At 36.0% G+C, this 26,630-nt stretch carries 17 protein-coding genes, 2 tRNA genes and 2 rRNA genes; 15 read left to right on the forward strand and 6 right to left on the reverse strand.

Features of this window, described 5'->3' with window-relative positions; all coding sequences use genetic code 11:
* Positions 1–63: 63 nt before the first annotated feature.
* From EG348_RS14700 to rrf, 4 genes are all read left to right on the forward strand, one after another.
* Positions 64–137, forward strand: a tRNA-Ile gene (locus EG348_RS14700).
* Between the two features lie 86 nt (positions 138–223).
* Positions 224–297 (forward strand) — tRNA-Ala (locus EG348_RS14705).
* A 162-nt stretch (positions 298–459) separates the two neighbouring features.
* A 23S ribosomal RNA gene (locus EG348_RS14710) occupies positions 460–3,226 on the forward strand.
* A 204-nt stretch (positions 3,227–3,430) separates the two neighbouring features.
* A 5S ribosomal RNA gene (gene rrf / locus EG348_RS14715) occupies positions 3,431–3,538 on the forward strand.
* A 538-nt stretch (positions 3,539–4,076) separates the two neighbouring features.
* On the opposite strand, the gene EG348_RS14720 is transcribed toward rrf, so the two are convergent.
* Positions 4,077–5,855, reverse strand: a complete 1,779-nt coding sequence (locus tag EG348_RS14720) for an AMP-dependent synthetase/ligase (RefSeq protein WP_123983755.1) — start codon at positions 5,853–5,855, stop codon at positions 4,077–4,079.
* A gap of 253 nt (positions 5,856–6,108) precedes the next feature.
* Between EG348_RS14720 and EG348_RS14725 the strand changes: the two genes are divergently transcribed.
* Positions 6,109–7,248, forward strand: coding sequence for an acyl-CoA dehydrogenase (locus tag EG348_RS14725; RefSeq protein WP_123983756.1), 1,140 nt, complete (start codon positions 6,109–6,111; stop codon positions 7,246–7,248).
* A gap of 25 nt (positions 7,249–7,273) precedes the next feature.
* A complete protein-coding gene (locus EG348_RS14730; RefSeq protein ID WP_072412748.1) occupies positions 7,274–7,639 on the forward strand; it encodes a hypothetical protein in 366 nt (121 codons plus the stop codon).
* Between the two features lie 184 nt (positions 7,640–7,823).
* On the opposite strand, the gene EG348_RS14735 is transcribed toward EG348_RS14730, so the two are convergent.
* Positions 7,824–8,762 (reverse strand): DUF4349 domain-containing protein, encoded by a 939-nt coding sequence (locus EG348_RS14735; RefSeq protein ID WP_123983757.1) that lies wholly within the window; start codon positions 8,760–8,762, stop codon positions 7,824–7,826.
* A 293-nt stretch (positions 8,763–9,055) separates the two neighbouring features.
* Between EG348_RS14735 and EG348_RS14740 the strand changes: the two genes are divergently transcribed.
* Together EG348_RS14740 and EG348_RS14745 are read left to right on the forward strand one after the other, a co-directional pair.
* Entirely contained in the window at positions 9,056–9,430 is a 375-nt protein-coding gene (locus EG348_RS14740; protein ID WP_123983758.1) for a hypothetical protein, read from the forward strand.
* A 4-nt stretch (positions 9,431–9,434) separates the two neighbouring features.
* The gene (locus tag EG348_RS14745; protein ID WP_123983759.1) at positions 9,435–11,699 is read left to right on the forward strand and encodes a reprolysin-like metallopeptidase; all 2,265 of its coding nucleotides are present in this window, start codon (positions 9,435–9,437) and stop codon (positions 11,697–11,699) included.
* A 71-nt stretch (positions 11,700–11,770) separates the two neighbouring features.
* On the opposite strand, the gene EG348_RS14750 is transcribed toward EG348_RS14745, so the two are convergent.
* The 4 genes from EG348_RS14750 to EG348_RS14765 all read right to left on the reverse strand — a co-directional run bounded on the left by EG348_RS14750 (position 11,771) and on the right by EG348_RS14765 (position 16,250).
* Complete coding sequence (locus EG348_RS14750; protein WP_123983760.1) at positions 11,771–13,366, reverse strand: peptide chain release factor 3; 1,596 nt, start codon at positions 13,364–13,366, stop codon at positions 11,771–11,773.
* A gap of 161 nt (positions 13,367–13,527) precedes the next feature.
* The gene (locus tag EG348_RS14755) at positions 13,528–14,709 is read right to left on the reverse strand and encodes an MFS transporter (RefSeq protein ID WP_123983761.1); all 1,182 of its coding nucleotides are present in this window, start codon (positions 14,707–14,709) and stop codon (positions 13,528–13,530) included.
* Between the two features lie 118 nt (positions 14,710–14,827).
* The gene (locus tag EG348_RS14760; protein WP_123983762.1) at positions 14,828–15,553 is read right to left on the reverse strand and encodes a hypothetical protein; all 726 of its coding nucleotides are present in this window, start codon (positions 15,551–15,553) and stop codon (positions 14,828–14,830) included.
* Between the two features lies 1 nt (position 15,554).
* A complete protein-coding gene (locus EG348_RS14765; protein ID WP_123983763.1) occupies positions 15,555–16,250 on the reverse strand; it encodes a hypothetical protein in 696 nt (231 codons plus the stop codon).
* A 109-nt stretch (positions 16,251–16,359) separates the two neighbouring features.
* On the opposite strand from EG348_RS14765, the gene EG348_RS14770 reads away from it, so the two are divergent.
* From EG348_RS14770 to EG348_RS14800, 7 genes are all read left to right on the forward strand, one after another.
* Positions 16,360–17,190 (forward strand): CPBP family intramembrane glutamic endopeptidase, encoded by an 831-nt coding sequence (locus EG348_RS14770; protein ID WP_123983764.1) that lies wholly within the window; start codon positions 16,360–16,362, stop codon positions 17,188–17,190.
* A 117-nt stretch (positions 17,191–17,307) separates the two neighbouring features.
* Entirely contained in the window at positions 17,308–17,883 is a 576-nt protein-coding gene (rdgB, locus tag EG348_RS14775) for an RdgB/HAM1 family non-canonical purine NTP pyrophosphatase (RefSeq protein ID WP_410494129.1), read from the forward strand.
* A gap of 159 nt (positions 17,884–18,042) precedes the next feature.
* Positions 18,043–18,957: a ribonuclease Z gene (locus EG348_RS14780; RefSeq protein ID WP_123983765.1), complete on the forward strand. Its 915-nt coding sequence runs from the start codon at positions 18,043–18,045 to the stop codon at positions 18,955–18,957.
* A 7-nt stretch (positions 18,958–18,964) separates the two neighbouring features.
* Positions 18,965–19,735 carry a TIGR02757 family protein gene (locus EG348_RS14785; protein ID WP_164463342.1) on the forward strand — a complete coding sequence of 257 codons (771 nt, stop codon included), beginning with the start codon at positions 18,965–18,967 and terminating at the stop codon, positions 19,733–19,735.
* A 9-nt stretch (positions 19,736–19,744) separates the two neighbouring features.
* Positions 19,745–20,275: a DUF1003 domain-containing protein gene (locus tag EG348_RS14790; RefSeq protein WP_185145480.1), complete on the forward strand. Its 531-nt coding sequence runs from the start codon at positions 19,745–19,747 to the stop codon at positions 20,273–20,275.
* Positions 20,276–20,534: 259 nt separating this feature from the next.
* On the forward strand, positions 20,535–22,850 hold the full coding sequence (locus EG348_RS14795) for a choice-of-anchor L domain-containing protein (RefSeq protein ID WP_228414754.1): 2,316 nt from the start codon (positions 20,535–20,537) through the stop codon (positions 22,848–22,850).
* A 157-nt stretch (positions 22,851–23,007) separates the two neighbouring features.
* Positions 23,008–26,583 (forward strand): choice-of-anchor L domain-containing protein, encoded by a 3,576-nt coding sequence (locus EG348_RS14800; protein WP_123983768.1) that lies wholly within the window; start codon positions 23,008–23,010, stop codon positions 26,581–26,583.
* The last annotated feature ends 47 nt before the right edge of the window (positions 26,584–26,630 follow it).

Consider the following 26,630-nt stretch of genomic DNA (forward strand, 5'->3'; position numbering starts at 1 on the left):
AGAAGTTAGTCGTTAGAAATTAGTCTAACATCTAAAATCTAGCCTCTAATATCTAAATAATGAAGTCTCGTAGCTCAGCTGGTTAGAGCGCTACACTGATAATGTAGAGGTCGGCAGTTCGAGCCTGCCCGAGACTACTAATTAAAATAGAGGTTAGAAATTAGAACTTAGAAGTTAGTTTTTTACTAATATCTAATTACTAACATCTAACATCTGACTAGAGGGGGAATTAGCTCAGCTGGCTAGAGCGCCTGCCTTGCACGCAGGAGGTCAAGGGTTCGACTCCCTTATTCTCCACAGTTTTGTGAGTCTGATTTAAAAGTACGATGAATAGAGCCAAAACAAATATTCATTTATCAGACAAGCAGAAAGACATTAAAGATCATTGACATTAACGGTAAAAATATCACAAAGAGAAAACCGAGCACTTGCGAGTGCTTGAGTAATTAATAAAATAGGAAAGAAATCGTTAAGGGCGTATGGCGGATGCCTAGGCTTTCAGAGGCGAAGAAGGACGCGGTAAGCTGCGAAAAGCTGCGGGGATCGGCACACACGAATTGATCCGCAGATGTCCGAATGGGGCAACCCGGCATGTTGAAGACATGTCACTCTAAATTTATTTAGAGAGCAAACCCGGAGAACTGAAACATCTAAGTACCCGGAGGAAAAGAAATCGAAGAGATTCCGTAAGTAGTGGCGAGCGAACGCGGATTAGCCCAAAAGTCTTTATATATTTAAAAGAATGTTCTGGAAAGAACAGCCATAGAGGGTGATAGCCCCGTATTTGAAAGGTATATTTTGATGATAAATGAGTAGGGCGGGACACGTGAAATCCTGTCTGAATATGGGGGGACCATCCTCCAAGGCTAAATACTCCTGAAAGACCGATAGTGAACAAGTACTGTGAAGGAAAGGTGAAAAGCACTTCGAATAGAAGGGTGAAATAGAACCTGAAACCGTACGCCTACAAGCGGTCGGAGCCCACATGTTGGGTGACGGCGTGCCTTTTGCATAATGAGCCTACGAGTTAATGTTACTAGCGAGGTTAAGGACTTCAGGTCCGGAGCCGGAGCGAAAGCGAGTCTGAATAGGGCGCTTAGTTAGTAGTATTAGACGCGAAACCTTGTGATCTACCCATGGGCAGGTTGAAGCTTTGGTAACACAAAGTGGAGGACCGAACCGGTTGACGTTGAAAAGTCTTCGGATGACCTGTGGGTAGGGGTGAAAGGCCAATCAAACTGGGAGATAGCTCGTACTCCCCGAAATGCATTTAGGTGCAGCGTCGTGTATAAGTTTATTAGAGGTAGAGCTACTGATTGGATGCGGGGGAGTCAAATCCTACCAATTCCTGACAAACTCCGAATGCTAATAAATGTTCCACGGCAGTGAGGGCGCGGGTGCTAAGGTCCGTGTCCGAGAGGGAAAGAACCCAGACCAACAGCTAAGGTCCCCAAATCTCTATTAAGTTGAAGCAACGCGGTTGGACTGCATTGACAGCTAGGATGTTGGCTTGGAAGCAGCCATTCATTTAAAGAGTGCGTAACAGCTCACTAGTCGAGCGGTCCGGCATGGATAATAATCGGGCATAAATAGAGTACCGAAGCTATGGATTTATAACCATTGGGTTATATCTGGTAGGGGAGCATTCTGTTTGCACAGAAGCAGTGGCGTGAGCCATTGTGGAGCGTACAGAAAAGAAAATGTAGGCATAAGTAACGATAAAGCGGGCGAGAAACCCGCTCACCGAAAGACTAAGGTTTCCTCAGCCATGCTAATCAGCTGAGGGTTAGTCGGGACCTAACGCGAACCCGAAAGGGGTAGTGGATGGACAATGGGTTAATATTCCCATACTTGCTCACACTAAAAAGGGGACGGAGTGCCGTACTTACTGGAGACTGACGGAATAGTCAAGACCTAGCCTTCGGGCGAAGTTGCTGTAAGGAAAGTGCTTCCAAGAAAAGCCGAAGTGAAGCAACCCGTACCAAAACCGACACAGGTAGTCGAGGAGAGAATCCTAAGGTGCTAGAGTGAATCATGGTTAAGGAACTAGGCAAAATAGTCTCGTAACTTCGGGAGAAGAGACGCCATCAGCAATGGTGGCCGCAGTAAAAAGGCCCAGGCGACTGTTTATCAAAAACACAGGACTCTGCTAAATCGAAAGATGCTGTATAGGGTCTGACACCTGCCCGGTGCTGGAAGGTTAAGGAAGGGCGTTAGCAGTAATGCGAAGCGTTTGACTGAAGCCCCAGTAAACGGCGGCCGTAACTATAACGGTCCTAAGGTAGCGAAATTCCTTGTCGGGTAAGTTCCGACCTGCACGAATGGTGTAACGATCTGGGCACTGTCTCAACCATGAGCTCTGTGAAATTGTAGTCTCGGTGAAGATGCCGAGTACCCGCAATGGGACGAAAAGACCCTGTGAACCTTTACTATAACTTCGTATTGACTTTGAGTAAGTAATGTGTAGGATAGGTGGGAGACTTTGAAGCAGGCACGCTAGTGTTTGTGGAGTCAACGTTGAAATACCACCCTTTACTTACTTGGAGCCTAACTTCTTTTAGAAGGACATTGCGTGGTGGGTAGTTTGACTGGGGTGGTCGCCTCCAAAAGAGTAACGGAGGCTTTCAAAGGTACCCTCAGCACGCTTGGTAACCGTGCGTAGAGTGTAATGGCATAAGGGTGCTTGACTGTGAGACCTACAAGTCGATCAGGTGCGAAAGCAGGACATAGTGATCCGGTGGTTCCGTATGGAAGGGCCATCGCTCATAGGATAAAAGGTACTCCGGGGATAACAGGCTAGTCTCCCCCAAGAGCTCACATCGACGGGGAGGTTCGGCACCTCGATGTCGGCTCGTCACATCCTGGGGCTGGAGAAGGTCCCAAGGGTTGGGCTGTTCGCCCATTAAAGTGGCACGCGAGCTGGGTTCAGAACGTCGTGAGACAGTTCGGTCTCTATCTATTGCGGGCGTTAGATGTTTGAGAGGGCTTGATTCTAGTACGAGAGGACCGAATTGAACAAACCTCTGGTGTATCAGTTGTTCCGCCAGGAGCACCGCTGAGTAGCTACGTTTGGAAGAGATAAGCACTGAAAGCATATAAGTGCGAAACTCGCCTCAAGATGAGACATCTTTTAAGGGTCGTTGGAGATGACGACGTTGATAGGCTACAGGTGTAAAGTTGGTAACAGCATAGCCGAGTAGTACTAATTACCCGTAGATTTATTGCCTATTGAAGGAATAAATATAATCATCAAATGAGTAATCATTAATATTACATTAAAAACCTATCTCAAGAGACTTGCAAGTGCAAGAAAGGTTTTGTCTTTGTGAGTGTTTTTATCGATTAAAATCAGGTAGCAGATGTTAGCTGTCAGAAAGCAGGTTTTCCCTGCAATCTATAACCATCAACCTGCAACCTTATATAACGCCTTTAGGGTGGTTTTAGCGGTGGGGCTCACCTGTTCCCATTCCGAACACAGAAGTTAAGCCCACCAGCGCCGATGGTACTGCGAAAGCGGGAGAGTAGGTCGCCGCCAGTTTTTATTTAAAACTCCTTCATCAATAGATGAAGGAGTTTTTTTATGTCCATACACTAAGGGATGAGACTTTTTTTTTGTACTTACTCCAACCAAGCTCAACAAACATCAATCATCATTGATAAGTGATCCGTATTTTTGTTAGAATATAGATGATAGAAACAATCAAACCTTCCAACTCTTAACTCTCTTTGTCATCCTGGAAGGATATAAACCTCTTTTTAAATTTATTTAAAAATCTGCTTTATTCGCTTAATCTGCGAGAGATCATTCTTATCAAACATAATTCTATTTATATTTATAACCTTATATTTCCTAGGTAAGTTTATGCCTTAGTTTTAAATTCTATAATTTTCATATAAACTATCCTTAGTCTTGCTTACGATAAAAATTTTCTATTTGTAGTTGTTAAAAAGTTGGTTATTAAGCATTTTGATATCAAGAGATCTCTTTAAATTATTAATAAAGAATACAATACTTCTCTAACTTTAAAAAGAAAAATGCAATAAAAAAAACCGCTTCAGTTGAAACGGTTTTATTTTTAGTTATGATGTTCATACATTTTATTGTAGAGATCAATGAACTTTTCTTTTATTGCTTTTCTTTTTAGCTTTAAAGTTGGAGTCAGAAGTCCTGCATCAATACTCCAAACTTCAGGAGTTAATTCAATTTTCTTGATCTTTTCCCAATTTCCGAGATGTTCGTTGATTCCGTCGAGTTCTTTTTCTATTCTGGCTTTTAACTCCGGGCTTTTTGCAATTTCCTGAGGAGTCGAGCCAATATTTAAATTATTTCTCATTGCCCAGTTTTTTGCGAATTCAAAATCTGGCTGAACAAATGCACAAGGCATTTTTTCACCATCACCTACAACCATAATCTGCTCGATGAATTTTGAAGCTTTTGCTAAATTTTCAATTGTTTGAGGAGCAATATATTTTCCTCCGGATGTTTTGAACATTTCCTTTTTACGGTCAGTGATCTGTAAAAATCCTTCACTATCGATATGTCCGATGTCTCCAGTTTTGAAATATCCGTCTTCTGTGAATGCTTCTTTGGTCATTTCATCATTTTTAAAATAACCTTTAAAAATAGAAGGTCCTTTTACAGTAATTTCGCCATCTTCCTGAATTTTTACAGTCAGATTATCTAATGGCAGACCAACAGTTCCGGTTTTCATTTTATCAAAACTGTTTACAGAAATTACGGGAGAAGTTTCCGTTAAACCATAACCTTCTAAGATGGGAATTCCTGCGTTTTGGAACATTAAATTCAATCTTGTTGACAAAGCCGCAGAACCTGAAACTAAAGTGATAATTTCGCCTCCTAAGCCTTCTCTCCATTTTTTAAATACTAACTTATCCGCAATGATTTCCTGTAAACCAGACGGTCTTGAAACTTCTTTCTTTTTCTGAATTAAATTTAAAGCCCAGAAAAATATTTTTGATTTTAATCCCCCTGCAGATGAGCCTGTATTATAGATTTTATCGTAAACTTTTTCTACCAATCTAGGGACAACGCTCATGTAGTGAGGTTTTATTTCTTTCACATTTTCACCCATTTTATCAATGCTTTCGGCGAAATAAACAGAGAAACCATTATATTGAAAAAGATAAAAAAGCATCCTTTCAAAAATATGGCAGATTGGTAAGAAGCTTAACACTCGCGTGTCTTTATAGTCTAAGCTTTTTCTCTTCGGAATTCTCGGATTTGATCCCAATACATTGGAAACAATATTATGATGCGTAAGCAATACTCCTTTTGGCCTTCCTGTGGTTCCGGAAGTGTAAATTATCGTAGCGAGATCTTCAGAATTGATAGCATTAGACAAATCTTCAACCTCAATTTGGGTAGAATCATCTTCTCCAAGGTCTAAAATTTCTCTCCAGTTGGCAGCACCGCTTATGTTATCAAATGTAAAAACTCCCTGCAAGGAAGGTATATTATGTTTTACCTTCATTACTTTTCCCAAAAGATCCTTGTCGGAAACAAAACAGTACTTTATTTCGGCATTATTGAAAATAAATTCATAATCTTCGGGGGAAATACTTGGGTAAACAGGAACTGAAACTACTCCAATCTGGGAAAGTCCAAGATCCATAATTGCCCATTCTGTACGGGAATTTGTAGTGATTAAAGCGATTTTATCTCCGGGTTTTATGCCCAGTTTTAAAAGTCCTCTTGATATCTTATTTCCTTCATTAATAAACTCTTGGGTAGAAGTTTTTTTCCATTCGCCATGATACTTCGTCACAAACATATCAGCCTTAGGATATTTTTCTAAAGCAAAGTGAGGTATATCGAATAATCTTTTGATCGTCATGATTTTCTATAAATTTTATAAAGAATTCTAAATATAAGCATTTTTTTTAATTACAGAAATTAGAAACAAGAACTTATAAATTAATAAAATGTGTGGCATAATATTGAATTATTCATACTAAAACTTTATGTTCTTAAAATTTAAAAATCATTATTATGTGACAAACCTCTAATTACTAGTCGCTAATTTGCAATTCTATTTTCAGGTTTGGTTAAAAAGTGTAAATTTACGACCATCTAATTATTAAATTTTTATGGACTTTAATTTATCAGAAGAACAGCTGATGATTCAGCAGGCTGCAAGAGATTTTGCGCAAACAGAGCTTTTACCTGAAGTTATCGAGAGAGACAGAGATCAAAAGTTTCCTACAGAACAGGTAAAGAAAATGGGGGAAATGGGCCTTTTAGGAATGATGGTTGACCCTAAATACGGGGGAGCAGGGATGGATAGCGTTTCTTACGTTTTAGCAATGGAGGAAATCGCAAAAATCGATGCTTCTGCAGCTGTTGTTATGTCTGTAAACAATTCATTAGTTTGTGCAGGTCTTGAGAAATTTGCTTCTGAAGAGCAAAAAGTGAAATACCTTACTCCTTTGGCAAGCGGGCAAGTAATCGGAGCTTTTGCTTTATCTGAGCCTGAAGCAGGTTCTGACGCTACTTCTCAAAAAACGACTGCAGAAGACAAAGGAGATTATTATCTTTTAAACGGTATTAAAAACTGGATCACAAATGGAGGAACTGCATCTTACTATATTGTAATTGCACAGACGGATCCAGAGAAAAAACATAAAGGTATCAATGCATTTATCGTTGAAAGAGGTTGGGAAGGTTTTGAAATCGGACCAAAAGAAGACAAATTGGGAATCAGAGGAAGTGATACACATTCTTTGATCTTTAATAACGTAAAAGTACCGAAAGAGAACAGAATCGGGGAAGATGGTTTTGGATTCAATTTTGCTATGGCTGTATTGAACGGAGGTAGAATTGGTATTGCTTCTCAGGCTTTGGGTATTGCTTCCGGAGCTTATGAATTGGCATTAAAATATGCTAAAACAAGAAAAGCTTTCAAAACGGAAATTATCAACCACCAGGCAATTGCTTTCAAATTGGCTGATATGGCAACTCAGATCACGGCTGCAAGAATGCTTTGTTATAAAGCTGCTGTTGAAAAAGACGCTGGAAAAGATATTTCTGAAAGTGGAGCTATGGCAAAACTTTATTCTTCTCAGGTGGCAATGGATACGACTATTGAAGCAGTGCAAATTCACGGTGGATATGGTTATGTAAAAGAATATCACGTTGAAAGAATGATGCGTGATGCCAAGATCACTCAGATCTATGAAGGAACTTCTGAAATCCAAAGAATTGTGATTTCGAGAAGTATCGCAAAATAAAAATTTTTAAAAACACTATATCACTATGAAAAAATCTTTGTGGATCACCATCGGAGTAGTTTTACTGCTTTTAGGAGTATTTGTCTGGTATAAATATTTCTTCGTTTTCGGAGAGGGAGTAAAATCCGGTTATCTGAATTATGCCATCAAAAAAGGGTATGTCTTCAAAACCTATGAAGGTAAATTGATTCAGGAAGGTTTCGGAAGGGGTAAAACCGGAAGTATTACAAGTTATGAATTTGAGTTTTCTGTTTCAGATCCCGAAGTTTTTAAACAATTGGAGCTGAACAGCGGAAAATCTTTCGATCTTCATTACAAAGAGTACAACGGAGCTCTGCCATGGAGAGGAAATACAACGTATGTCGTAGATAAAATAGTGAATATGAAATAGTAAAAGGCTCTCAATTTGGGAGCCTTTTTACTTTCACGAATCACATCACTTTAATATAATATTTTATTTATTTGCTTAAATAACTATAGAATAAAGATAAAAATAAGTAGTATGTATTGCGTATAGTTTTTATTAAAATATTATTAAAATAAAAAAAACCATCACGAGGATGGATTGTAATAATTTAGTTAGAATCGTTGTTTGGAAGGTTTTTGTTTTTCTTTTTATAAAAATAATATCCAATCCCTGCGATCAAGAATATAGGCCATAAAGGAAGAATAAACAGGAAAATAGAAGTAATGACATTCCATCCGGATGATATTGCTGCTAGAGATTTCCCTCCAAAAGTGTCTGTATTTTCGCCTTTAATGTAAGCATCTTCGGTTCCGTAAAGAGTAATATCTAATTCGCACATCGTGTTTTGAGCAAAATCCTGTCCTGAAACTTCGATTGTCTTATTTTCAACTTTTCCGATATTATCTTTGCTTAATTCATCCATCAAATATTCAAACTTTTGAATCGGAACTTTTACTTTGATGTAAGCCGTTTTATTTTCGTTGTTGTTTAATGAAATGTTTTCACTTCTTATAAAACCATCGTATTTTTTTACTTCTTCTTTTACGATTTCTTTTGCAGTTTCGGCATCATTTACGGTAAGTTCCAGCGTTCCTGTTTTTACCATTTTGTTTTTAGGAACATTCAGTTCGTAATTTTCACTTTTTGGTTTGTCTTTGTATATTATTTTTGTTTCCTTAATTATTTTTGGAGCAGGAACATTTACCACAATTTTTTCAGATTTTTTATTTAAAGAATCTTTCTTTTCAATTTTTGATTCCAATTTTGTGGACGTAATTTTATCAGATAAAGAATCTACCATTTTTGAAGTAGCTTCGATCTTTTCTTTTACTCCGTTTTTGGTGTCCTCAAATTCTTTTATTTTAACATTGGCAGAATCGAAAACCGCGTTGGCTGAATTATTAACAGAATTAATAGTTTCAGAAGCAACCGTTGCCGCACTATCTGCGGAGTTTACTGCTTTCTCAAATTGAGTTTGTGCAGCTTCTCCTTTTTTACACATGATGAAAGTGCTTGATACAGCAACCAGTAAGATGAACTTTTTCATAACATTAATTTTTTTGATGAAGTAAAATTAATAGTGAAGTTGTTGTACCGCTTGTAAAAGGAGTGTATTATGTTGGTAAATCTGTAAGGATTTAAAGATCAGCTATTTATTTTTATTTTACAAAAGTTTTACAAAGGATTTTTGGTTAATTTTAAATTAATAAATAATTTTTATATTTGTGTATTATGAATAATTTAAGAAAAAGTTTTATTTTTTTAAGTTTTATATTGATTTCTGTTGTTTTATTTTCGAATTGTAAAAATGTTTCCGGAGTGATTCAAAAAAAACAAGGCTTGGAAAATATAGAATTTACCGAAGTCAGAAGACTTAATCATACGGTTAATTTGAAAGAGTATACCATTATCAATTCAACAAAAGGAATTAAAGACCTGTATGGAAAATTAAATGATTCAAAATTCTCACGATCTTCTCCAATCCCGATTTTAGAGGGAGAAAATGAATGCTTTTTAGTTTTAAAACCTAAATTGAAAAAAATAAAATACGGAGATATTCAAATAGAAAAAATTGAAGCTAAAGGTTCAATATTGATCATTAATTATAGGGAAACAGAAAGCGATGAATATGCAGAAAAAAAACAGTCAAATCCTATAGTTATCCTTAAAGTTTTTAATAGACCTAAAACGATACAATTTAACCAACTAAAATAAATTTATGAAAAGAAAATTATTATTTCTGGCGGGCTTTTTAATGTTCTCGACCACAGGATTTGCCCAGCAATGGAGCAAGACTTCCCAAAAGAACATTCGAGGTGCCAGAGAAAGTGTGATAAAAGTATCTGATTATCAATTATTAAATTTAAATATTGATGCTTTTAGACAACAACTGTCAAATGTGCCACAAAGGAATCTGGCTCAACTTGTAAAAGGAGCTATCATAAAATTCCCTAACGAGAATGGTACTTTTGATTCGTATGAAATTCTGGAAGCTTCTACAATGCATCCTGACTTACAGGCAAGATATTCTGAAATCAAAGCTTTTACAGGACACAAAGTTGGTGATCCTACTACAAAAATAAGGTTTACTTATGATCCGTATTTTGGTTTGAATGCTGTTGTAAGAAGTACAAAAGGAATGTTTTATATAGATTCCTATACTTCTGATAACAACACGTATATCGTTTATGACAGAAAAAATGCACAGTCATCTAGCAGATTTAATTGTTTATTTAAACAAGATGAAAATGCATTACAGCAAACAATTAATCAAAATTCTCAGGGAAAAACGGTTATTGATGGTCTTTTAAGAAAATACAGGCTGGCGATTTCCACAACTACAGAATATACAGCTTATATCTCTCAGCAAGCAGGAGTGGGAGCGGGAACTGATGCTCAGAAAAAAGCAGCTGTTTTGGCGGCGGTTAATTTAGCAGTAGCTCGTCTTAATGATGTTTATGAAAATGATATTTCGGTAACTTTACAATTGATAGCGAATACAGATCTTTTGTTTTTCATCAATTCAGATACTTTCAATGCGCTTGATGCTTATCAAATGATCGATGAAAATCAGACAGTTACTGATAATGCGATTGGTTCGGCAAATTATGATATCGGACACGTTTTCTTCCAGGCCACACAAGGAAATGACAACGGATTGGCTTATACGCCTGCGGTTTGCAATGTTTCTGTGAAGGCAGGTGGAGTTACGGGTTCTGCAATTCCTGTGGGAGATCCATTTGTAATTGATTATGTAGCACACGAAATAGGACATCAGTTTGGAGCGAATCATACTCAAAACAATGCTTGTAACAGAAATAATGCAACGTCTATCGAACCAGGAAGTGCCAGTTCAATTATGGGATATGCAGGGATTTGTTCTCCAGATGTGCAAAATAACAGTGATGCATACTTTCATGCAGTAAGTATCAGGGAAATGTATACCAGAATCACAGGAGCAGGAAATTGCGGAATCAACACTGCCACCGGAAACAATGAACCTACCGTGAATGCAGGCTTAGACAGAACAATTCCTATCGGTACGCCATTCGCATTGACAGGCGTGGCAACTGACCCTGACGGGAATGCTATTACGTATAACTGGGAACAAATTGATGCAGGAGCTGCGTTAATGCCTCCAAGACCTACCAATACAGTAGGGCCTATGTTTAGATCAATGTTTGCAACAACTTCTCCTACAAGATATTTTCCTAGATTATCAACCATTATTGAAGGGTATAATCCTTCTATCTTAACTGCGTCAAATTACAGATCGTGGGAAAAACTACCAACAGCTGCAAGAATGCTTAATTTCTCATTATTGGTAAGAGACAACAACCCTGTAGGCGGACAGACAGGTCGTGATGACATTCAGCTTACTGTTTCAGCTGCTGCAGGACCTTTTACAGTAAGTTCTCAGAATACAGCAGGGATTACATGGACTGCCGGTCAGCAACAAACGGTTACTTGGAATGTAGCTAACACCAATGCAGCTCCTGTAAATACTGCTAATGTAAGCATCTTGATTTCAATGGATGGTGGACTTACTTTCCCTCATACACTAGTAGCAAGTACTCCAAATAATGGTACATACACATTTGCAGTTCCTAATGGATTGGGTAATTCTTCTAACGCAAGAATTATGATTAAAGCGGTTGATAACGTATTTTTAAATGTAAATACAACCAACTTTACCATCAATTCTAATCTGTCTACAAACGAAATTGAAAAAGAAGACGGATTGAAAATTTATCCGAATCCTTCTAAAGGAATATTTATGATAGAATCTGATTCCAGAACTAATATTTCTTACACTGTATTTGCAATGGACGGAAAATTGGTAAGTCCTAAAAAAGAAGTTTCCCGTAATGGAGGAAAAATCATGGAGAAAGTAAATCTGTCATATCTTGTATCTGGAGTTTATATTATCCAAGTAGAAAAAGATGGTCAGAAAATCTCTAAGAAATTGATTATTAATAAATAAAACATTCATATTCATTAAAAACAAACGGCTCGAAAATATTTTCGAGCCGTTTTTATATATTTAAATCAAATTTAATCTTGTTTAAATTCACTGATAAAATGCAGTTTCACATTCGGAAATTTCTCCTGCGTCATATGAATGGTAAAAGAAGAATCTGCCAAAAATACCAATTGATTGTATTTATCTCTGGCCAAGAATCTTTGTTTTAATCTTGCAAATTCTTTGAATTCTTCTGATTTCTCATCCGCCTCAACCCAGCAAGCTTTATGCATGGAAAGTGGTTCGTATGTACATTTTGCACCATATTCGTGCTCCAGACGATATTGGATAACTTCATATTGAAGGGCTCCAACCGTTCCGATGATCTTTCTGTTATTCATTTCAAGCGTAAATAGCTGAGCAACACCTTCATCCATCAACTGATCGATACCTTTAGCCAATTGTTTAGCTTTTAACGGATCACTGTTGTTAATATAACGGAAATGTTCCGGAGAGAAGTTTGGAATTCCTTTAAAGCTCAGTTTTTCACCTCCTGTTAATGTATCTCCAATTCTGAAACTTCCTGTATCGTGAAGACCAACAATATCTCCAGGGAAACTTTCGTCCACAACTTCTTTTTTATCGGCGAAAAAGGCATTTGGAGAAGAAAACTTCATCTTTTTATTCTCTCTTACCAATAAATAATTTTCATTTCTTTTAAAAACTCCTGAAACAATTTTCACGAAAGCCAAACGGTCTCTGTGTTTCGGATCCATATTCGCGTGAATCTTGAAAACAAATCCTGTAAATGTACTTTCTTCAGGCTTTACGATACGGGTATCACTTTCTTTTGGCTGTGGCATTGGTGCAATTTCAATGAAAGCGTCTAATAATTCACGAACTCCAAAATTATTTAAAGCAGAACCAAAGAAAACAGGCTGAAGGTCACCATTCATGTATTCTTCACGACTAAATGGAGGGTAAACAGACTGTATTAAATCAAGTTCTTCACGTAAATTCTTTGCTGCTTTTTCTCCAATAACTTCATCGATCGTAGGATCATTAATGTCATCAAATTTGATGGCTTCGCCAACTCTTTGTTTTTTCTCTTCTAAGAATAATTGAATATTATTTTCCCAGATATTGTAAATTCCCTGAAAATCAGCTCCCATCCCAATTGGAACAGAAAGTGGAACAACTCTTAATCCTAATTTTTGCTCAACTTCATCCAATAGATCGAAGGCATCTTTACCTTCACGATCTAATTTATTAATGAAAACCAACATCGGGATGTTTCTCATTCTACAAACCTGAACCAATTTTTCAGTTTGTTCCTCGACTCCTTTTGCAACGTCAATTACAACGATTACAGAGTCAACTGCAGTTAATGTTCTGTAAGTATCTTCTGCAAAGTCTTTGTGACCAGGTGTATCAAGAATGTTGATTTTGTGACCTTTATATTCAAAAGCCAATACGGAAGTTGCCACAGAGATCCCTCTCTGTCTTTCAATTTCCATAAAGTCGGAGGTAGCTCCTTTTTTTATTTTGTTCGATTTTACCGCACCAGCTTCCTGAATGGCACCCCCGAAAAGTAGTAACTTCTCTGTAAGAGTGGTTTTTCCGGCATCGGGGTGAGAGATAATCCCGAAAGTTTTTCTTTTTTCTATTTCTTTGATTAAGTCTGACATATCGTATTTTGAAGTTGCAAAAATCGTGAATTTTGGTGAATCCTGAAAATTTGATTTTTAAAACATTTATTTAAACACAAATAATACTAGCTATTAGCACAAATAAACACAATTAGACTTGTGAAAATTTGTGAAAATATTTGTGTAATTAGTGTTTCATTTTATAAACTTGATTTTCTTTTAAGGACAAAAGCCAATCCCAGCCCCACAAAAACCATTGCAGCACTGAAAGGGAAAATATATTTCATTCCGCAAATATCGGCTACAGCACCAATTAATGGGCCTGCAATACCAAGTGAAAGATCAATGAAAAGTCCATAACCAGCCAATGCAGAACCCTGACTTGAAGGTGAAACACTTTTTATAGCAACAACACCAAGCGCAGGAAAAATTAATGAAAATCCTAAACCTGTAACTCCGGCACCAACAAGAGCGATTTGTGAAGTTGTAGCAAAAGCAATGATCAAAAGTCCTATGGTTTCGACTAAAAGACAGGCAATGGCTACTTTTATTCCACCATAATTATTGATGACATTACTGAAAACCAATCTTCCGGCAACGAATAATCCTCCAAAAACACTGAGGCATAAAGCGCCGTTATTCCAGTGAAAATAATTGTAATATAAAGTAATAAAGGTTGAAATACTTGCAAATCCCAGTCCTCCTAGAGCAAGACAAATTCCGAAAGGCGCTACTTTTCCCAACACTTTCCAGAAAGATTGTGAATCTTGATGATTGGTATTTTTCTTATTTTTTTTAGTTTTAGCGAAGAAAAATCCTACAATTCCTAAGATAATGGAAAGAATTCCTATCCCGTAAAGGCTGAATTTATGTTCAATGATGATCCCCAAAGAAGCACCGATTCCCAAAGCTCCATAGCAAGCAACGCCGTTGTAAGAAATGATTTTTGCAGTATGTTTTTCACCAAGAGCCATAATTGCCCAATTGATGGGACTTGCACCGATCATTCCTTCTGCGCAGCCTGTAAGCAAACGGGTAATAATTAAAAATGTAAGACTGATAAATGGTGAAACTCTAAAATAATAAGCGATAATTAAAAAGATCCCTGTTAAAGAAAAACTCAACATACTGAATAATACAGCAGGCTTAGGTCCTTTTCCATCAATGATTTTTCCGGAATATGCCCTTAGAAAAAATGTAGAAACATATTGTAAACTAATGACCAATCCGGCAACGACCAAGCTAAAACCTAAACTTTTACTGATAAAAATCGGAAGTACAGACAGAGATAATCCTATGATAAAATATCCTACGAACGTAAAAGATACATAACTAATCAAGGATAAATTAACATTCTCTGACCGATTTACTAAACTATCCATGTGAAAAAAAATTAAGGGGCAAAGTTACTTCATAAAAATAATTTAGTCCGAAAATTTACCTTAAAAAAGCCAAAATGTGAAAGTTGTCATATTAAAAAAGGTTCCGATAGTATAAATTTTAAACAAATATTTTTAAGATGATAAAAAGAAGAAATATCAGTATAAATGCAATAATTCCTATAATGAAAGTCTCTCTAAGAAATCCTTTTCGCTTGGTTCTGTCATATTGAAGCGTTTTTTCATCAATGCAATAATCAGAATAAACAATAGGATCAATTTTTAAGTCAGGACGGAATTTTCGTATTCCGTTTATAAAATGTACATACAGTAAATGTTTATTCTTAAGTACCAATAACTCCATATTCATGTCTATAACCATTGGTATGACGGTATTATTTTGATCTTTGGTATGTACAACTAACTTTTTAGCCAGCGTTTTTTGGTGTGCATATTCTGAATAAACATCTTTTCTAAAAGAGATTTTTTCAGCATGAGTAAGATCTGAATAAGCTATTGTTTTTATGATCTTATCATTTGAGTTATAATGCAAAATTCCTTTTTCGTTCACTATTATTTTACAGGTTCTTAGATGTTTGTTTTTAAGAGAAATTTTAATAAGTGCATAAAAACCTGAAATTATCACAATTTCAATAACTATAAGGATGATAAACTTGTCTGTTCTATATTTCAATTGATATAAAATTCCTTTTTGAAGAATATCATATATAGGAAATACTACAATGGTTAATAAAATGGTTAATAAAAAAATAAGAATAGCAACTCTTGCCGCAAAAGTAAGAGGCTTGTTAATTTCAGATGCTAAAGTTGATAATTTTTCCTCCATATTAATCTTTTGAGAATAAAAATATAAGCCAAATAGTTAAAGCTGTTAAAATTATAATGAATCCTATAATTAAGATCCAGGATATTTTACCTTTTTGATTAATCTCCCAACTGTCTTTGTTTATAAAATAGTTATGAAATATAATAGGATCAATTGTTAGATCAGGTCTGAAGATAGAAATTCCTTTTAGAAAATGAGCATATAATTCGTATCTGTTTTTCACAACATATAGTGGGAGATTCATATCGAGACGCTTCATTACATTTTCATTAGTTTCTGATTGAATATAAATTTCAAGAAGAGGGATAAGTCCTGTTGTCGTTGTATTTATTGTCCGAATATCAAAATTTTCGTTTGATGTAGTGAGTTCGGAGTACAATATTTTTTCAGTAATTTCTTTCTCAGAATTATAATAAAAAAGACCTTTGTCGGTAACTGTGATTTCTCGGGCAAGGAGCTTTCTTTTAAAAAAGTAATATCTAATGGAAGGAATTAGAATACCAAAAGAAATCGCAAAACAGATAATAGCGGGGAAAAGCATGACTTCAATTCCTCTTTTGTAAATACCATATATCGGAAACAGAAAAAATAAAACGAAACTGAAAAGTAGCAATCCGAATAATGTAATTTGGATTATTAATGTTCCAAATAGATTAATTTCAGATTTTATACTTGGAAATGATGTTTCCGAGTTCATTTTTTAAAGTGATTTTGGTGACTGGGCGAAAATAAGAATTTTTATTTTTAGTTGCCTAAAGCTTTCAAAAAAATTACCTTTGTTTTAATAAATTATTACAATAAAAAGCATGGAAAACAGCAAATATCCAAAGTTTACGTTCACATGGTTCGGAGGAGTTGTTCTATTGGGCGGACTGTTCGCAGGAACAATGCTTATTTCCTTTTTTAATGTTTTCTGGATGTTCACTTTTAAAGAAAATCTGCAGTATAAAGATTGGTTCTTTATGGCTTCCAATGCCATCGGATTCCTTACAGCAATTGCTTTTTTTGATTTTTTCATTGTAAAGCCAACGACGAAAAAGAAACTTAATTTCAATTTTTCGCCCACTAATTTTTATACCTATTTATTGATTTTTCCTTTAATGATTGGGATGATGTTTATTGCAGAATTTATCGCAGCACAAATTCCAACAACGGGACCTTTCTTCGGAAAATATTATGAATTTTTCTCTGATTTAATGAATCAATTAACGGATGATCCTGTTGTCATGATCATCACAGCCGTAATTATGGCTCCGATTTTCGAGGAAATTATTTTCCGTGGAATTATTCAAAAAGGATTGATGAATAAAGGCGTAGAACCTTGGAAAGCTATTTTGTTTTCTTCCATTATTTTTGGAATAGTTCATGCGAATCCGTGGCAGTTTGTCGGTGCGGTTTTATTGGGCTGCGTGCTTGGTTTGGTATATTATAAAACCAAATCTTTATTGTTGCCAATGTTATTGCATGGTTTTAATAATTTATGCTCATCATTATTAATAACTTATACTAAAAACGAAAGTTTTGCAGAAGCTTTTAAAGTTTCTGAATGGATCATATTAGTTATCGGAATTGTACTTTTTTCTTTGTTTTACTATTTATTTATGAAGAAATATAAAGTGCATTATTCTGAAATTTAGATCTAAACATAAATATTCTTCACGAATAACACTATACCCATTTGTGAAATTAGTGCTTAAAAATTAGTGCCATTTGTGTTTAAACAAAAAATTAGAATTAAAAAAATGAAATTGAATATGGAATTACTGGTAGCCACCCACAACGAACATAAAAAAGAAGAAATTCAGCAGATCTTAGGAAACGAGTTTATCGTTAAAAGTCTGACTGATTATAATATTCACGAGGAAATTGTTGAAGATGGCGATTCTTTCAATGCCAATGCTTTAATTAAAGCGAAATACTGCTTCGAAAAAACAGGAATTCCAAGTTTAGGAGATGACAGCGGTTTGGTTGTAGAATCTTTAGACGGTAGACCGGGAATTTTCTCAGCTCGTTATGCAGGAGATCATGATTTTGCTAAAAACATTAAAAAAGTGTTGAGCGAAATGGAAGGACTGGAAAACAGAAAAGCATATTTCATCACAGTTTTATGTTATTATGATGAAAACGGAGCAAAATACTTCGACGGCCGAGCACACGGAAATTTATTGACAGAAAATAAAGGTTTCAAAGGTTTTGGGTATGATCCCATCTTCGTTCCTCAAGGTTACGACAAAACTTTCGCAGAAATGAATCCGGAAGATAAAAACAAGATCAGCCACCGTAAACAGGCACTTGATCTGTTCTTAGATTTTTTGAAAGTGACGGATTAATTTTTTTAACCAAAAAAGTTTTACAGTAAGTTTGTCATTCTGACGAAGGAAGAATCTCTACACATTAAATAGATTCTTCATTTCACTTTGTTACATTCAGAATGACAGCGGCTAAGTTAAAAATCTGTCGTACATTTGTCGGCATAATAAACTATTGTTTTGAGTACTTATTTAACGATATTAGGCTTTAATTCAGCGATTCCCACAGTGAATACATCACCTACATCTCAGCTTTTAGAAATGGAAGAAAGATGTTTCCTGATAGATTGTGGAGAAGGAACGCAGGTACAATTAAGGAAAGCAAAAGCGAGATTTTCAAAGATCAATCATATTTTTATTTCGCATCTTCACGGGGATCATTGTTTTGGTCTTCCGGGGTTGATCGCGTCTTTCAGATTGTTGGGACGTGACACTCCTTTGCATGTTTATGGTCCGAAAGGAATTAAAAATATGCTTGAAACGATCTTTACTATTACAGAAACCCACCGCGGATTTGAAGTAGTTTATCATGAATTAGATAAAAATTATTCAGAAAAGATCTACGAAGACGCTAGGGTAGAGGTTTATACAATTCCTTTAGATCACAGAATTTACTGTAACGGTTATCTTTTTAAAGAAAAACCGAAAGACAGGCATCTTAATATGAAAGAAATCGCAAAGTATGACGAAATAGAAACATGTGATTACCATAACATAAAAGCAGGAAAAGATTTTGTGTTGAGTGATGGGTATGTTCTTAAAAATGAAGTATTGACAGTTGATCCCACTCCGTGTGTTTCTTACGCATTTTGCAGTGATACGAGATATCTTGAAAGTGTAATTCCGATTATTAAAAATGTAACGGTTTTGTATCACGAATCTACCTTTTTACATGATTTAAAAGAAATGGCAGATTATACAGGACATTCAACGGCTTTGGAAGCGGCGACAATTGCCCAGAAAGCTGAAGTTGGAAAGCTTATTTTAGGACATTTTTCTAACAGATATGGCGATTTAACAGTATTCACCGACGAAGCCAGAACTATTTTTACCAATACATTTTTACCAAAAGCTTTGGAAAGTGTAAAAATTTAAAATGAAGATGTTGAATTTTGAAGAGCTAAAAAGCTTTTTAGACGAAAAAGCCGATCAATACAATAATCCGGATTTTATTGAAAATGATCCGATACAGATTCCGCATCGTTTTGCTTTGAAACAGGATATTGAAATTGCGGGATTTTTATCGGCAACAATTTCCTGGGGAAACAGAAAAGCGATCATTAAATCAGCGGAAAAAATGCTCGATATCATGGGGAATTCTCCTTATGATTTTGTGATGAATTATTCTGAAAAAGACTTAGAATCTATTCAGGATAAAAGTATTCACAGAACATTCAATGGTCATGATTTCACTTATTTTATCAAGCAATTCAACAGAATTTATAAAGAAAATGGAAGTTTGGAGGATTTATTTTTAATTAAAAATTCCGAAACCAATTTTTCTCATTCCATTGAAAGATTCAGAACGCAATTTCTTGGAATTGAAAAACACAGAATACACAAACATGTAAGTTCACCTTATAAAAATTCTTCCACCAAGAGGATCATTATGTTTTTACGTTGGATGGTTCGTCAGGACAAACGTGGTGTGGATTTTGGTATTTGGGAGAGTATTGATCAAAAATACCTATCGATTCCTTTGGATGTTCATACAGGAAATATTTCCAGAAAATTGGGATTAATTTCCAGAACTCAAAACGATTGGAAAACGGTAGAAGAACTTGATGTGATAATCAGAAAATTTGATGAAACAGATCCTGCAAAATATGATTTTGCATTGTTTGGATTAGGCGTTACGAAAGAGTTAATATAAATAAACACGATGAAAAAAGACGAAGAAAAAATAGATGTATTAGAGAAAATCGCCAATGGAATTACCTGGTGGATCGGTTCGATTCCGTCACTTATTGCGCATACGATATTTTTTATCACTTCTTTTTTGCTGCCTTTATTGAAGATTGTAGAATTTGACAAAATGCTTTTGATCCTTACCACGGTAGTGTCTTTGGAAGCGATTTATCTTGCAATTTTTATCCAGATGTCAGTGAATAAGAGTCATGAAAAAATTGAAGACATTCAGGAAGATATTGAAGATATTCAGGAAGATATTGAAGAGATCAGTGAGGATATCGAAGAAATTAGTGAAGACATTGAAGAAATTAACGAAGATATTGAGGACATTCAGGAAGATATCGAAGAGATCAATGAAGATGAGGAAGATGAAGATCACAATGAACGGGCTAAAAATGTAATGCTTAAAAGCCATGTTAATTCTAATAAAAATGAAATAAAATCATTGAAAGATCAGATTTCCGAGCTTCAGAATATGATAGATCAATTAAAAAAGGATTAAATTTATCAATAGGTGTAAATTTTTTCGTATAATTTTATAAAAAGGTTAATAATTTATTGACCTTTTTTTGTTTTTTATAATTTAATTTAAAATGAATTAATATTTAATGTTAATTCAATTATTGTTGTTAATAATTTAATGCAGATTGATATTTAATCAAAAAAAATAGTATTTTTGGACAAACAACAACAAAATGTTAAATTATAGACTAAAAAACTACCTTTTTCTCTTAGTGCTTTTGTTTATCTCAACTTCTGTTTTGTCACAGAGGAAAGCCCCTAAACCCATAATAACATCGGTCAATAAAAAAGCCGGAGTTTTTATAGATGTAAACGCAACGGGTTATGCACCTTCTACGTACAGTGCAGAGCAACTTGTGAAGGATATTCTTATTAATGGAGGATCAACCTGTTCAGTACCTAACGTATCAAATGTAACGGTAGCTCCTAACCAGCCACTAACCAATAATGATAGGTTCTGGGGATATTTCCACAGAGGAACTACAAATTTCCCCTTTAAAGATGGAATTGTTTTAACGACAGGTCGTGCCAGAGAGGCAGGAAATGTAGCGCAAACTCCTAGTACGTCTGTAACAGGCGCAGGAATGAATGATCCTGATTTAGTAGCGGCAGTTCCTATTACCAGCCCTACTGATAATTATAACGATAATGTCATGCTGGAGTTTGATTTTGTGCCCAACTCTAATCAGGTAAAGTTTAACTATCTTTTTGCTTCTGAAGAATATACAGGTAGTTTTCCATGCCAATATTCAGATGCATTTGCTTTATTGATCAAACCTGTTTCAGGTGGTCCTTATGTAAATGTAGCTGTTTTACCGGGAGCTGCCGGCCCTGTAAGCATGACCAATATACATCCTGTAGTACCTGGAACGCCTCCTTTTGGCTGTCCTGCTATCAATGAAATGTATTTTGCTGGTTATAACTCGTCACCTAAAGTGGTAACTAATTATAACGGTAGAACAGTTCCGTTGACGGCAATAGCAGATGTAACTCCAGGAGTTGCTTACCATTTTAAAATGGTCTTGTCGGATTATAGAGATTCTAGTTACGATTCTGCTGTATTTATTGAAGGTGGATCTTTTGATATAGGTATTAAACTTGTTGACAATACCGGAGCTGTATTACCTGCATCTTTAAATGTGTGCGATAATGCTCCTCAGACTCTAGTGGCTCAGGTTTCAGGTATAACGGGAGCTACATACCAATGGTATTTCAATAATGGTACAACTACAGTAGCAATACCGGGAGCAACAACTTCAACGTATGTTGCAACTGCACCGGGTATTTATACTATTAAGGTTAGCGTTCCGGGAAATACATGTCCGGCCGAAGCAAAAATAACTATAGTTGGAGGTACAACTCCGGTGGCACAGAATGCTACATTAAAACTTTGTACAACTCCTACAAATAGTACATTTGATTTAAATACAGCTAAACCATTAATAAGTACAACTACAGGTGCTGTCTTTCGTTTCTACCCAACTCAGGCAGGAGCGCAGGCTCAAGACAATACTTTTATTCCTAATGCTGGTTTAGCCAGTTATAACGGAACGGATGGACAGGTTTTATATGTCGTTGTTTCCAATGGAGCTTTCTGTAGTAAAACAGTTACTTTAACTTTAAGAAAAGAAGCTACTCCAATAGCTGTACTTGGTGCTTCAAAAGTTAAAATATGTAATGGAGAATCTGTAACTTTAACGGCTTCCGGAGGTGTAACTTATCAATGGAATACTATTTCAGGTACAGGAGCAGTGCAAACTGTTAGTCCAAGCCAGACTACAACATACACCGTATATGCAATAGGAGCACAGGGATGTAAATCTTTACAGCCTGCTACGATAACAGTAGAGGTAGTACCTGCTATTACATCAAATGTTAAAGGAGGAATTATCTGTATAGGAGATAAAATTACTTTAGACGCGGGAGTAGGTCCTAATTACAGTTATATTTGGAGTAATGCTGCAACTACACAAACTATTACGGTAGGTACACCGGGAATTTATACGGTGACAATCACGAATGGTGTTTGTACTAAAATATTTACTGCAGAAGTAATTCAGGCTACAGTTCCGGAGATCAAAAATATTAATTACAATGATAACGGAACAATGATCATTACAGCAGCAGCTACAAATGGTCAGATGGAATATTCTGTAGACAACGGAGTAACCTGGCAGGATTCTAATATGTTTACCAATGTTCCTAAAAACTCAGTAATTTCTATTAGAGTAAGAGTGAAGAAAACAAGTTGTGAGACATTTTTAGAATATTTCACATTTGTAATGCAAAACGTAATTACACCAAACGGAGATAATCTGAATGATAAAATTGATTTCCGTGGAGTGAGCAGTTATAAAGATTTCAAAGCAAGTGTATTCGACCGTTATGGACGTGAAGTATATAAAGCTGAAAAAATCAGACCATATTGGGACGGTTTCTTCCAAGGTAAACGTTTACCAACTTCATCTTATTGGTATCAGATTACTTTTGAAGATCCTGCAAGCAAGCAGCTGACTCTAAAAACTGGCTGGATACTGTTGAAAAACATTGAATAATTAATAAATATAAAGAAAGACTAACAATGCGTTAGTCTTTTTTATTAAAGTGAAATTAATATTTGATAATGAATAAAATTGTATTCATAGTAATGTAAATTATTCAGAATTGAATTTCAATCAAAAAAAATAGTATTTTTGTTTAAAATAATATAAAATGTTAAATTGGAGGACAAGAAGTTTATTTTTTGCTTTACTTTTAATACTTATTGGCAATTCCGCTTTCTCTCAGAATAAAAGAATAGAAAAAGCGAAAAATCCTACATCGGTATCAATGAAGGCAGGGGCATTTATAGATATAAATGCTGCAGGGTATCCTGAGACAAACTTTAGTGTTGAGCAACTTGTAAAAAATGTTTTAATAGCAGGAGGATCCACGTGCTCTACAGCAAATGTTAGCAATGTTGTAGTTTCTCCAAATTTATCCGTCAGTGATCTGAACAGAAGCTGGGGATATTTCAACAAAGGAACTACCAATTTCCCATTTGAAAAAGGTATTGTTCTTACGACCGGTTTTGCGAGAAGAGCCGGAAATGATTTTCAGGGAACATTAAGTGATCATTTAACAACTGGAGGAGATGTAGATCTTGCGAATGCATTAGGCGTACCAAATTCACAATTGAATGATGCTACTTTTATAGAATTTGATTTCGTTCCGACTTCTACTGAAGTTAAATTCAGATACATCTTTGCTTCAAAAGAATATTTTGACAATTTTACATGTAATATTTCGGATGGTTTTGCTTTATTATTAAAAAAATCAACCGATCCTAATTATACCAACCTTGCACTTCTTCCGAACGGAACTCCTGTAAGTGTTACGAATATTATTCCGTCAAGCTTACCTTGCGGACCAAAAAATGAACAGTATTTTGGTGGTTTAAATAATCCTCAGATACAAACCAACTTTAATGGGCGTACCGTTCCGTTAACTGCTACTGCAACGGTAATTCCGGGGCAGACGTATCATTTTAAAATGGTATTGGCAGATTATCAGGATAGAAATTTTGATTCTGGAGTTTTCTTGGAAGCCGGATCTTTTGATATTGGAGTTAAAATTTTAGATCCTGCAGGCGTTGCGCTTCCTGGATCTATCAATGTTTGTGATAATACACCAACGGTTCTTACAGCATCTGCAAATATTCCGGGGGCTACTTATGTATGGCTATTAGGAACTACACCTATTCCTGGAGCTACATCTATAAGTTATACGGCAACTCAGCCGGGAATTTATACTGTTCAGGTTTTTATACCGGGAAATTCATGTCCGGGAACAGCAAGTGTAACAATTGTGGGAGGAACTTCTCCTACAGTTCAGAATGCAACATTAACAGCATGTTATGCGCCGGGAAATGCAATATTTAATTTAACCTCAGCTCAAGCATCAATTAGTACAACGCCGGGAGCTACATTTGCCTATTATACAACGTTAGCTGATGCCAATGCCGGAAATGCAAATACAATTCCTACTCCTACAGCTTATCCAAGTGCGGGAGGTACAGTATATGTTCAGGTGAAAACAGGTTTCTGTGCAAAAGTGGCAGAATTACAGTTGGTAAAAGCACCTCAGATGACGGCAACTATTGCTCCGCCAACAGTTTTAACTTGTACAAATTCACAAATAACATTAAACGCTTCTACATCGGTATATCCTACAGGTTCTACATTCAACTGGACAACCGTAGGAGGAAATATTGTTTCTGGTGGAAATACATTAACACCGGTTATTAATAACGCCGGAACCTACACTTTAACAATTACAAAAAATTATCAGCCCGGAAACCTTAATTGTACAGCGACAGCAACAGTGACAGTAACGGGGGACAGTGCGCCGCCAGCAACGGGATTAACTGCAACTAAAGTTTTAATCTGCGCCGGAGAATCTGTTACTTTAACAGCTACAGGAGGAGCTACATATAACTGGCAGGGCGGTTTACCAGGTAACGGAAATACACAGGTTGTAACGCCTGCTACCACAACAACCTATACAGTAACAGCTGTTGGTGCTAATGGCTGTGTATCTCAAAATCCTGCAACGATTACGATTGTGGTTTCTCAACCGATTACTGTGCAAAATGCGACATTATTAAAATGTTATCAGCCAGGAAATATCATTTATGATTTAACCTCAGCGCAACCACAAATAACGTCTGCCGGTACAGCAACTTTTGCTTATTATTTACTTCAGGCAGATGCTAATGCAGGAAACGCAAATACAATTCCTACACCTACTGCATATCCAAGTGCTGCCAATCAGACAATTTATGTATTGGTTAAAAATGGAGGGTGTAGCTATGTTGTGACATTACAATTAGTAAGAACAGCAGAAACAACATTAACAATAGCGACTCCGCAAACAATAACGTGTACAACAAATCAGGTTACCATAAATGCCGGAGCATCTGTAATTCCTGCAGGTTCTACCATTGCATGGACAACCGTAGGAGGAAATATCGTTTCTGGAGCTAATACTTTAACACCTGCCGTAAATGCAGGAGGCACTTATACTTTAACGGTTTCAAATGTAACACAACCCGGAAACTTAACATGTACCTACACTGCAACAGTTACAGTTATTGAAAATAAAACAATTCCAGTAGCGGGGCTTACCTCTTCTGTGGCTCAGATTTGTGTCGGAGAATCGGTTACTTTAACAGCTACGGGCGGAGCTACTTATAATTGGGGAACTCTTCCGGGTAGTGGAAATACTCAGGTTGTTTCGCCTACGACGACGACTGTATATACCGTTTTTGCGATAGGAGCAAATGGATGTATCTCTGCAACTCCTGCAACGGTTACAGTTATAGTTGGTCCTCCAACAGCGGGAGTTTCAGCTAATAAATCGAAGATTTGTGTCGGAGAATCTGTTACTTTAACAGCTACAGGAGGTATTACTTATAACTGGGTTGGATTAACCGGAAACGGGAATACTCAGATTGTTTCTCCTACAGTTACTACAGAATATTCTGTGTATGCATTAGGTGGGAATGGGTGTAGCTCAGTACTTCCTGCAAAAATTACTATTGAGGTTGTTCCGGCGATTGTTTCTACATTGCAAGATGTGTTTGTCTGTGTTGGAGATAAAGGTATTTTAGATGCCGGAGCTGGTCCTAACTATACTTATTTATGGAGTAATGGTGCTACTACGCAAACGATATCTACAGATGTTGTGGGAACTTATTCAGTGACGATAAGTAATGGAGTTTGTTCTAAAGTTTTCACTGCACAATTGTTAAACCCAGTATTGCCTCAGTTTACCAACGTTACCTTTGAAAATCATGTTCTTACGCTTACCTCTAGCAATCCTACGGGAGGAGTTTTAGAATTTTCTATTGACGGAGGAGTAACATGGCAGAATTCTAATATATTCTATAATGTTTTAAATAACAGCAATTATACCTTGATGGTTAGGGTTAAAGATGCGAAATGTAGTACTACATTAGAATTTTACACATTCTTAATCAGTAATGCGATTACACCAAACTCGGATGGTAAGAATGACGTTATAGATTTCTCAGGAATCAGTAAGTATAATAATTTTGCCGCTTCTATTTTCAACAGATATGGCCAGGAGTTATTTAAAGCGACTAGGTCTGATGCTATTTGGAGAGGAACAATAAAGGATCTTAATGTACCTACCGCTACTTATTGGTATAGAGTTCAATGGGATAATCCTGCAAGTAAAAAGCTTGAATTAAGAACAGGCTGGATCTTATTAAAGAATAGAAATTAACAATAAAATCAAAATAATTTTGAAAACCTCCTATTTTGGAGGTTTTT

It is taken from the genome of Chryseobacterium sp. G0201 (assembly GCF_003815655.1).
Classification (GTDB): Bacteria; Bacteroidota; Bacteroidia; order Flavobacteriales; family Weeksellaceae; genus Chryseobacterium.

Excerpts from the sequence above, each read along its gene's own strand:
- EG348_RS14720 (WP_123983755.1), bottom strand. The coding sequence starts at position 5,855 with ATGACGATCAAAAGATTATTCGATATACCTCACTTTGCTTTAGAAAAA.
- EG348_RS14725 (WP_123983756.1), top strand. The coding sequence starts at position 6,109 with ATGGACTTTAATTTATCAGAAGAACAGCTGATGATTCAGCAGGCTGCA.
- EG348_RS14730 (WP_072412748.1), top strand. The coding sequence starts at position 7,274 with ATGAAAAAATCTTTGTGGATCACCATCGGAGTAGTTTTACTGCTTTTA.
- EG348_RS14735 (WP_123983757.1), bottom strand. The coding sequence starts at position 8,762 with ATGAAAAAGTTCATCTTACTGGTTGCTGTATCAAGCACTTTCATCATG.
- EG348_RS14745 (WP_123983759.1), top strand. The coding sequence starts at position 9,435 with ATGAAAAGAAAATTATTATTTCTGGCGGGCTTTTTAATGTTCTCGACC.
- EG348_RS14750 (WP_123983760.1), bottom strand. The coding sequence starts at position 13,366 with ATGTCAGACTTAATCAAAGAAATAGAAAAAAGAAAAACTTTCGGGATT.
- EG348_RS14755 (WP_123983761.1), bottom strand. The coding sequence starts at position 14,709 with ATGGATAGTTTAGTAAATCGGTCAGAGAATGTTAATTTATCCTTGATT.
- EG348_RS14760 (WP_123983762.1), bottom strand. The coding sequence starts at position 15,553 with ATGGAGGAAAAATTATCAACTTTAGCATCTGAAATTAACAAGCCTCTT.
- EG348_RS14765 (WP_123983763.1), bottom strand. The coding sequence starts at position 16,250 with ATGAACTCGGAAACATCATTTCCAAGTATAAAATCTGAAATTAATCTA.
- EG348_RS14770 (WP_123983764.1), top strand. The coding sequence starts at position 16,360 with ATGGAAAACAGCAAATATCCAAAGTTTACGTTCACATGGTTCGGAGGA.
- rdgB (WP_410494129.1), top strand. The coding sequence starts at position 17,308 with ATGGAATTACTGGTAGCCACCCACAACGAACATAAAAAAGAAGAAATT.
- EG348_RS14785 (WP_164463342.1), top strand. The coding sequence starts at position 18,965 with ATGTTGAATTTTGAAGAGCTAAAAAGCTTTTTAGACGAAAAAGCCGAT.
- EG348_RS14790 (WP_185145480.1), top strand. The coding sequence starts at position 19,745 with ATGAAAAAAGACGAAGAAAAAATAGATGTATTAGAGAAAATCGCCAAT.
- EG348_RS14800 (WP_123983768.1), top strand. The coding sequence starts at position 23,008 with ATGTTAAATTGGAGGACAAGAAGTTTATTTTTTGCTTTACTTTTAATA.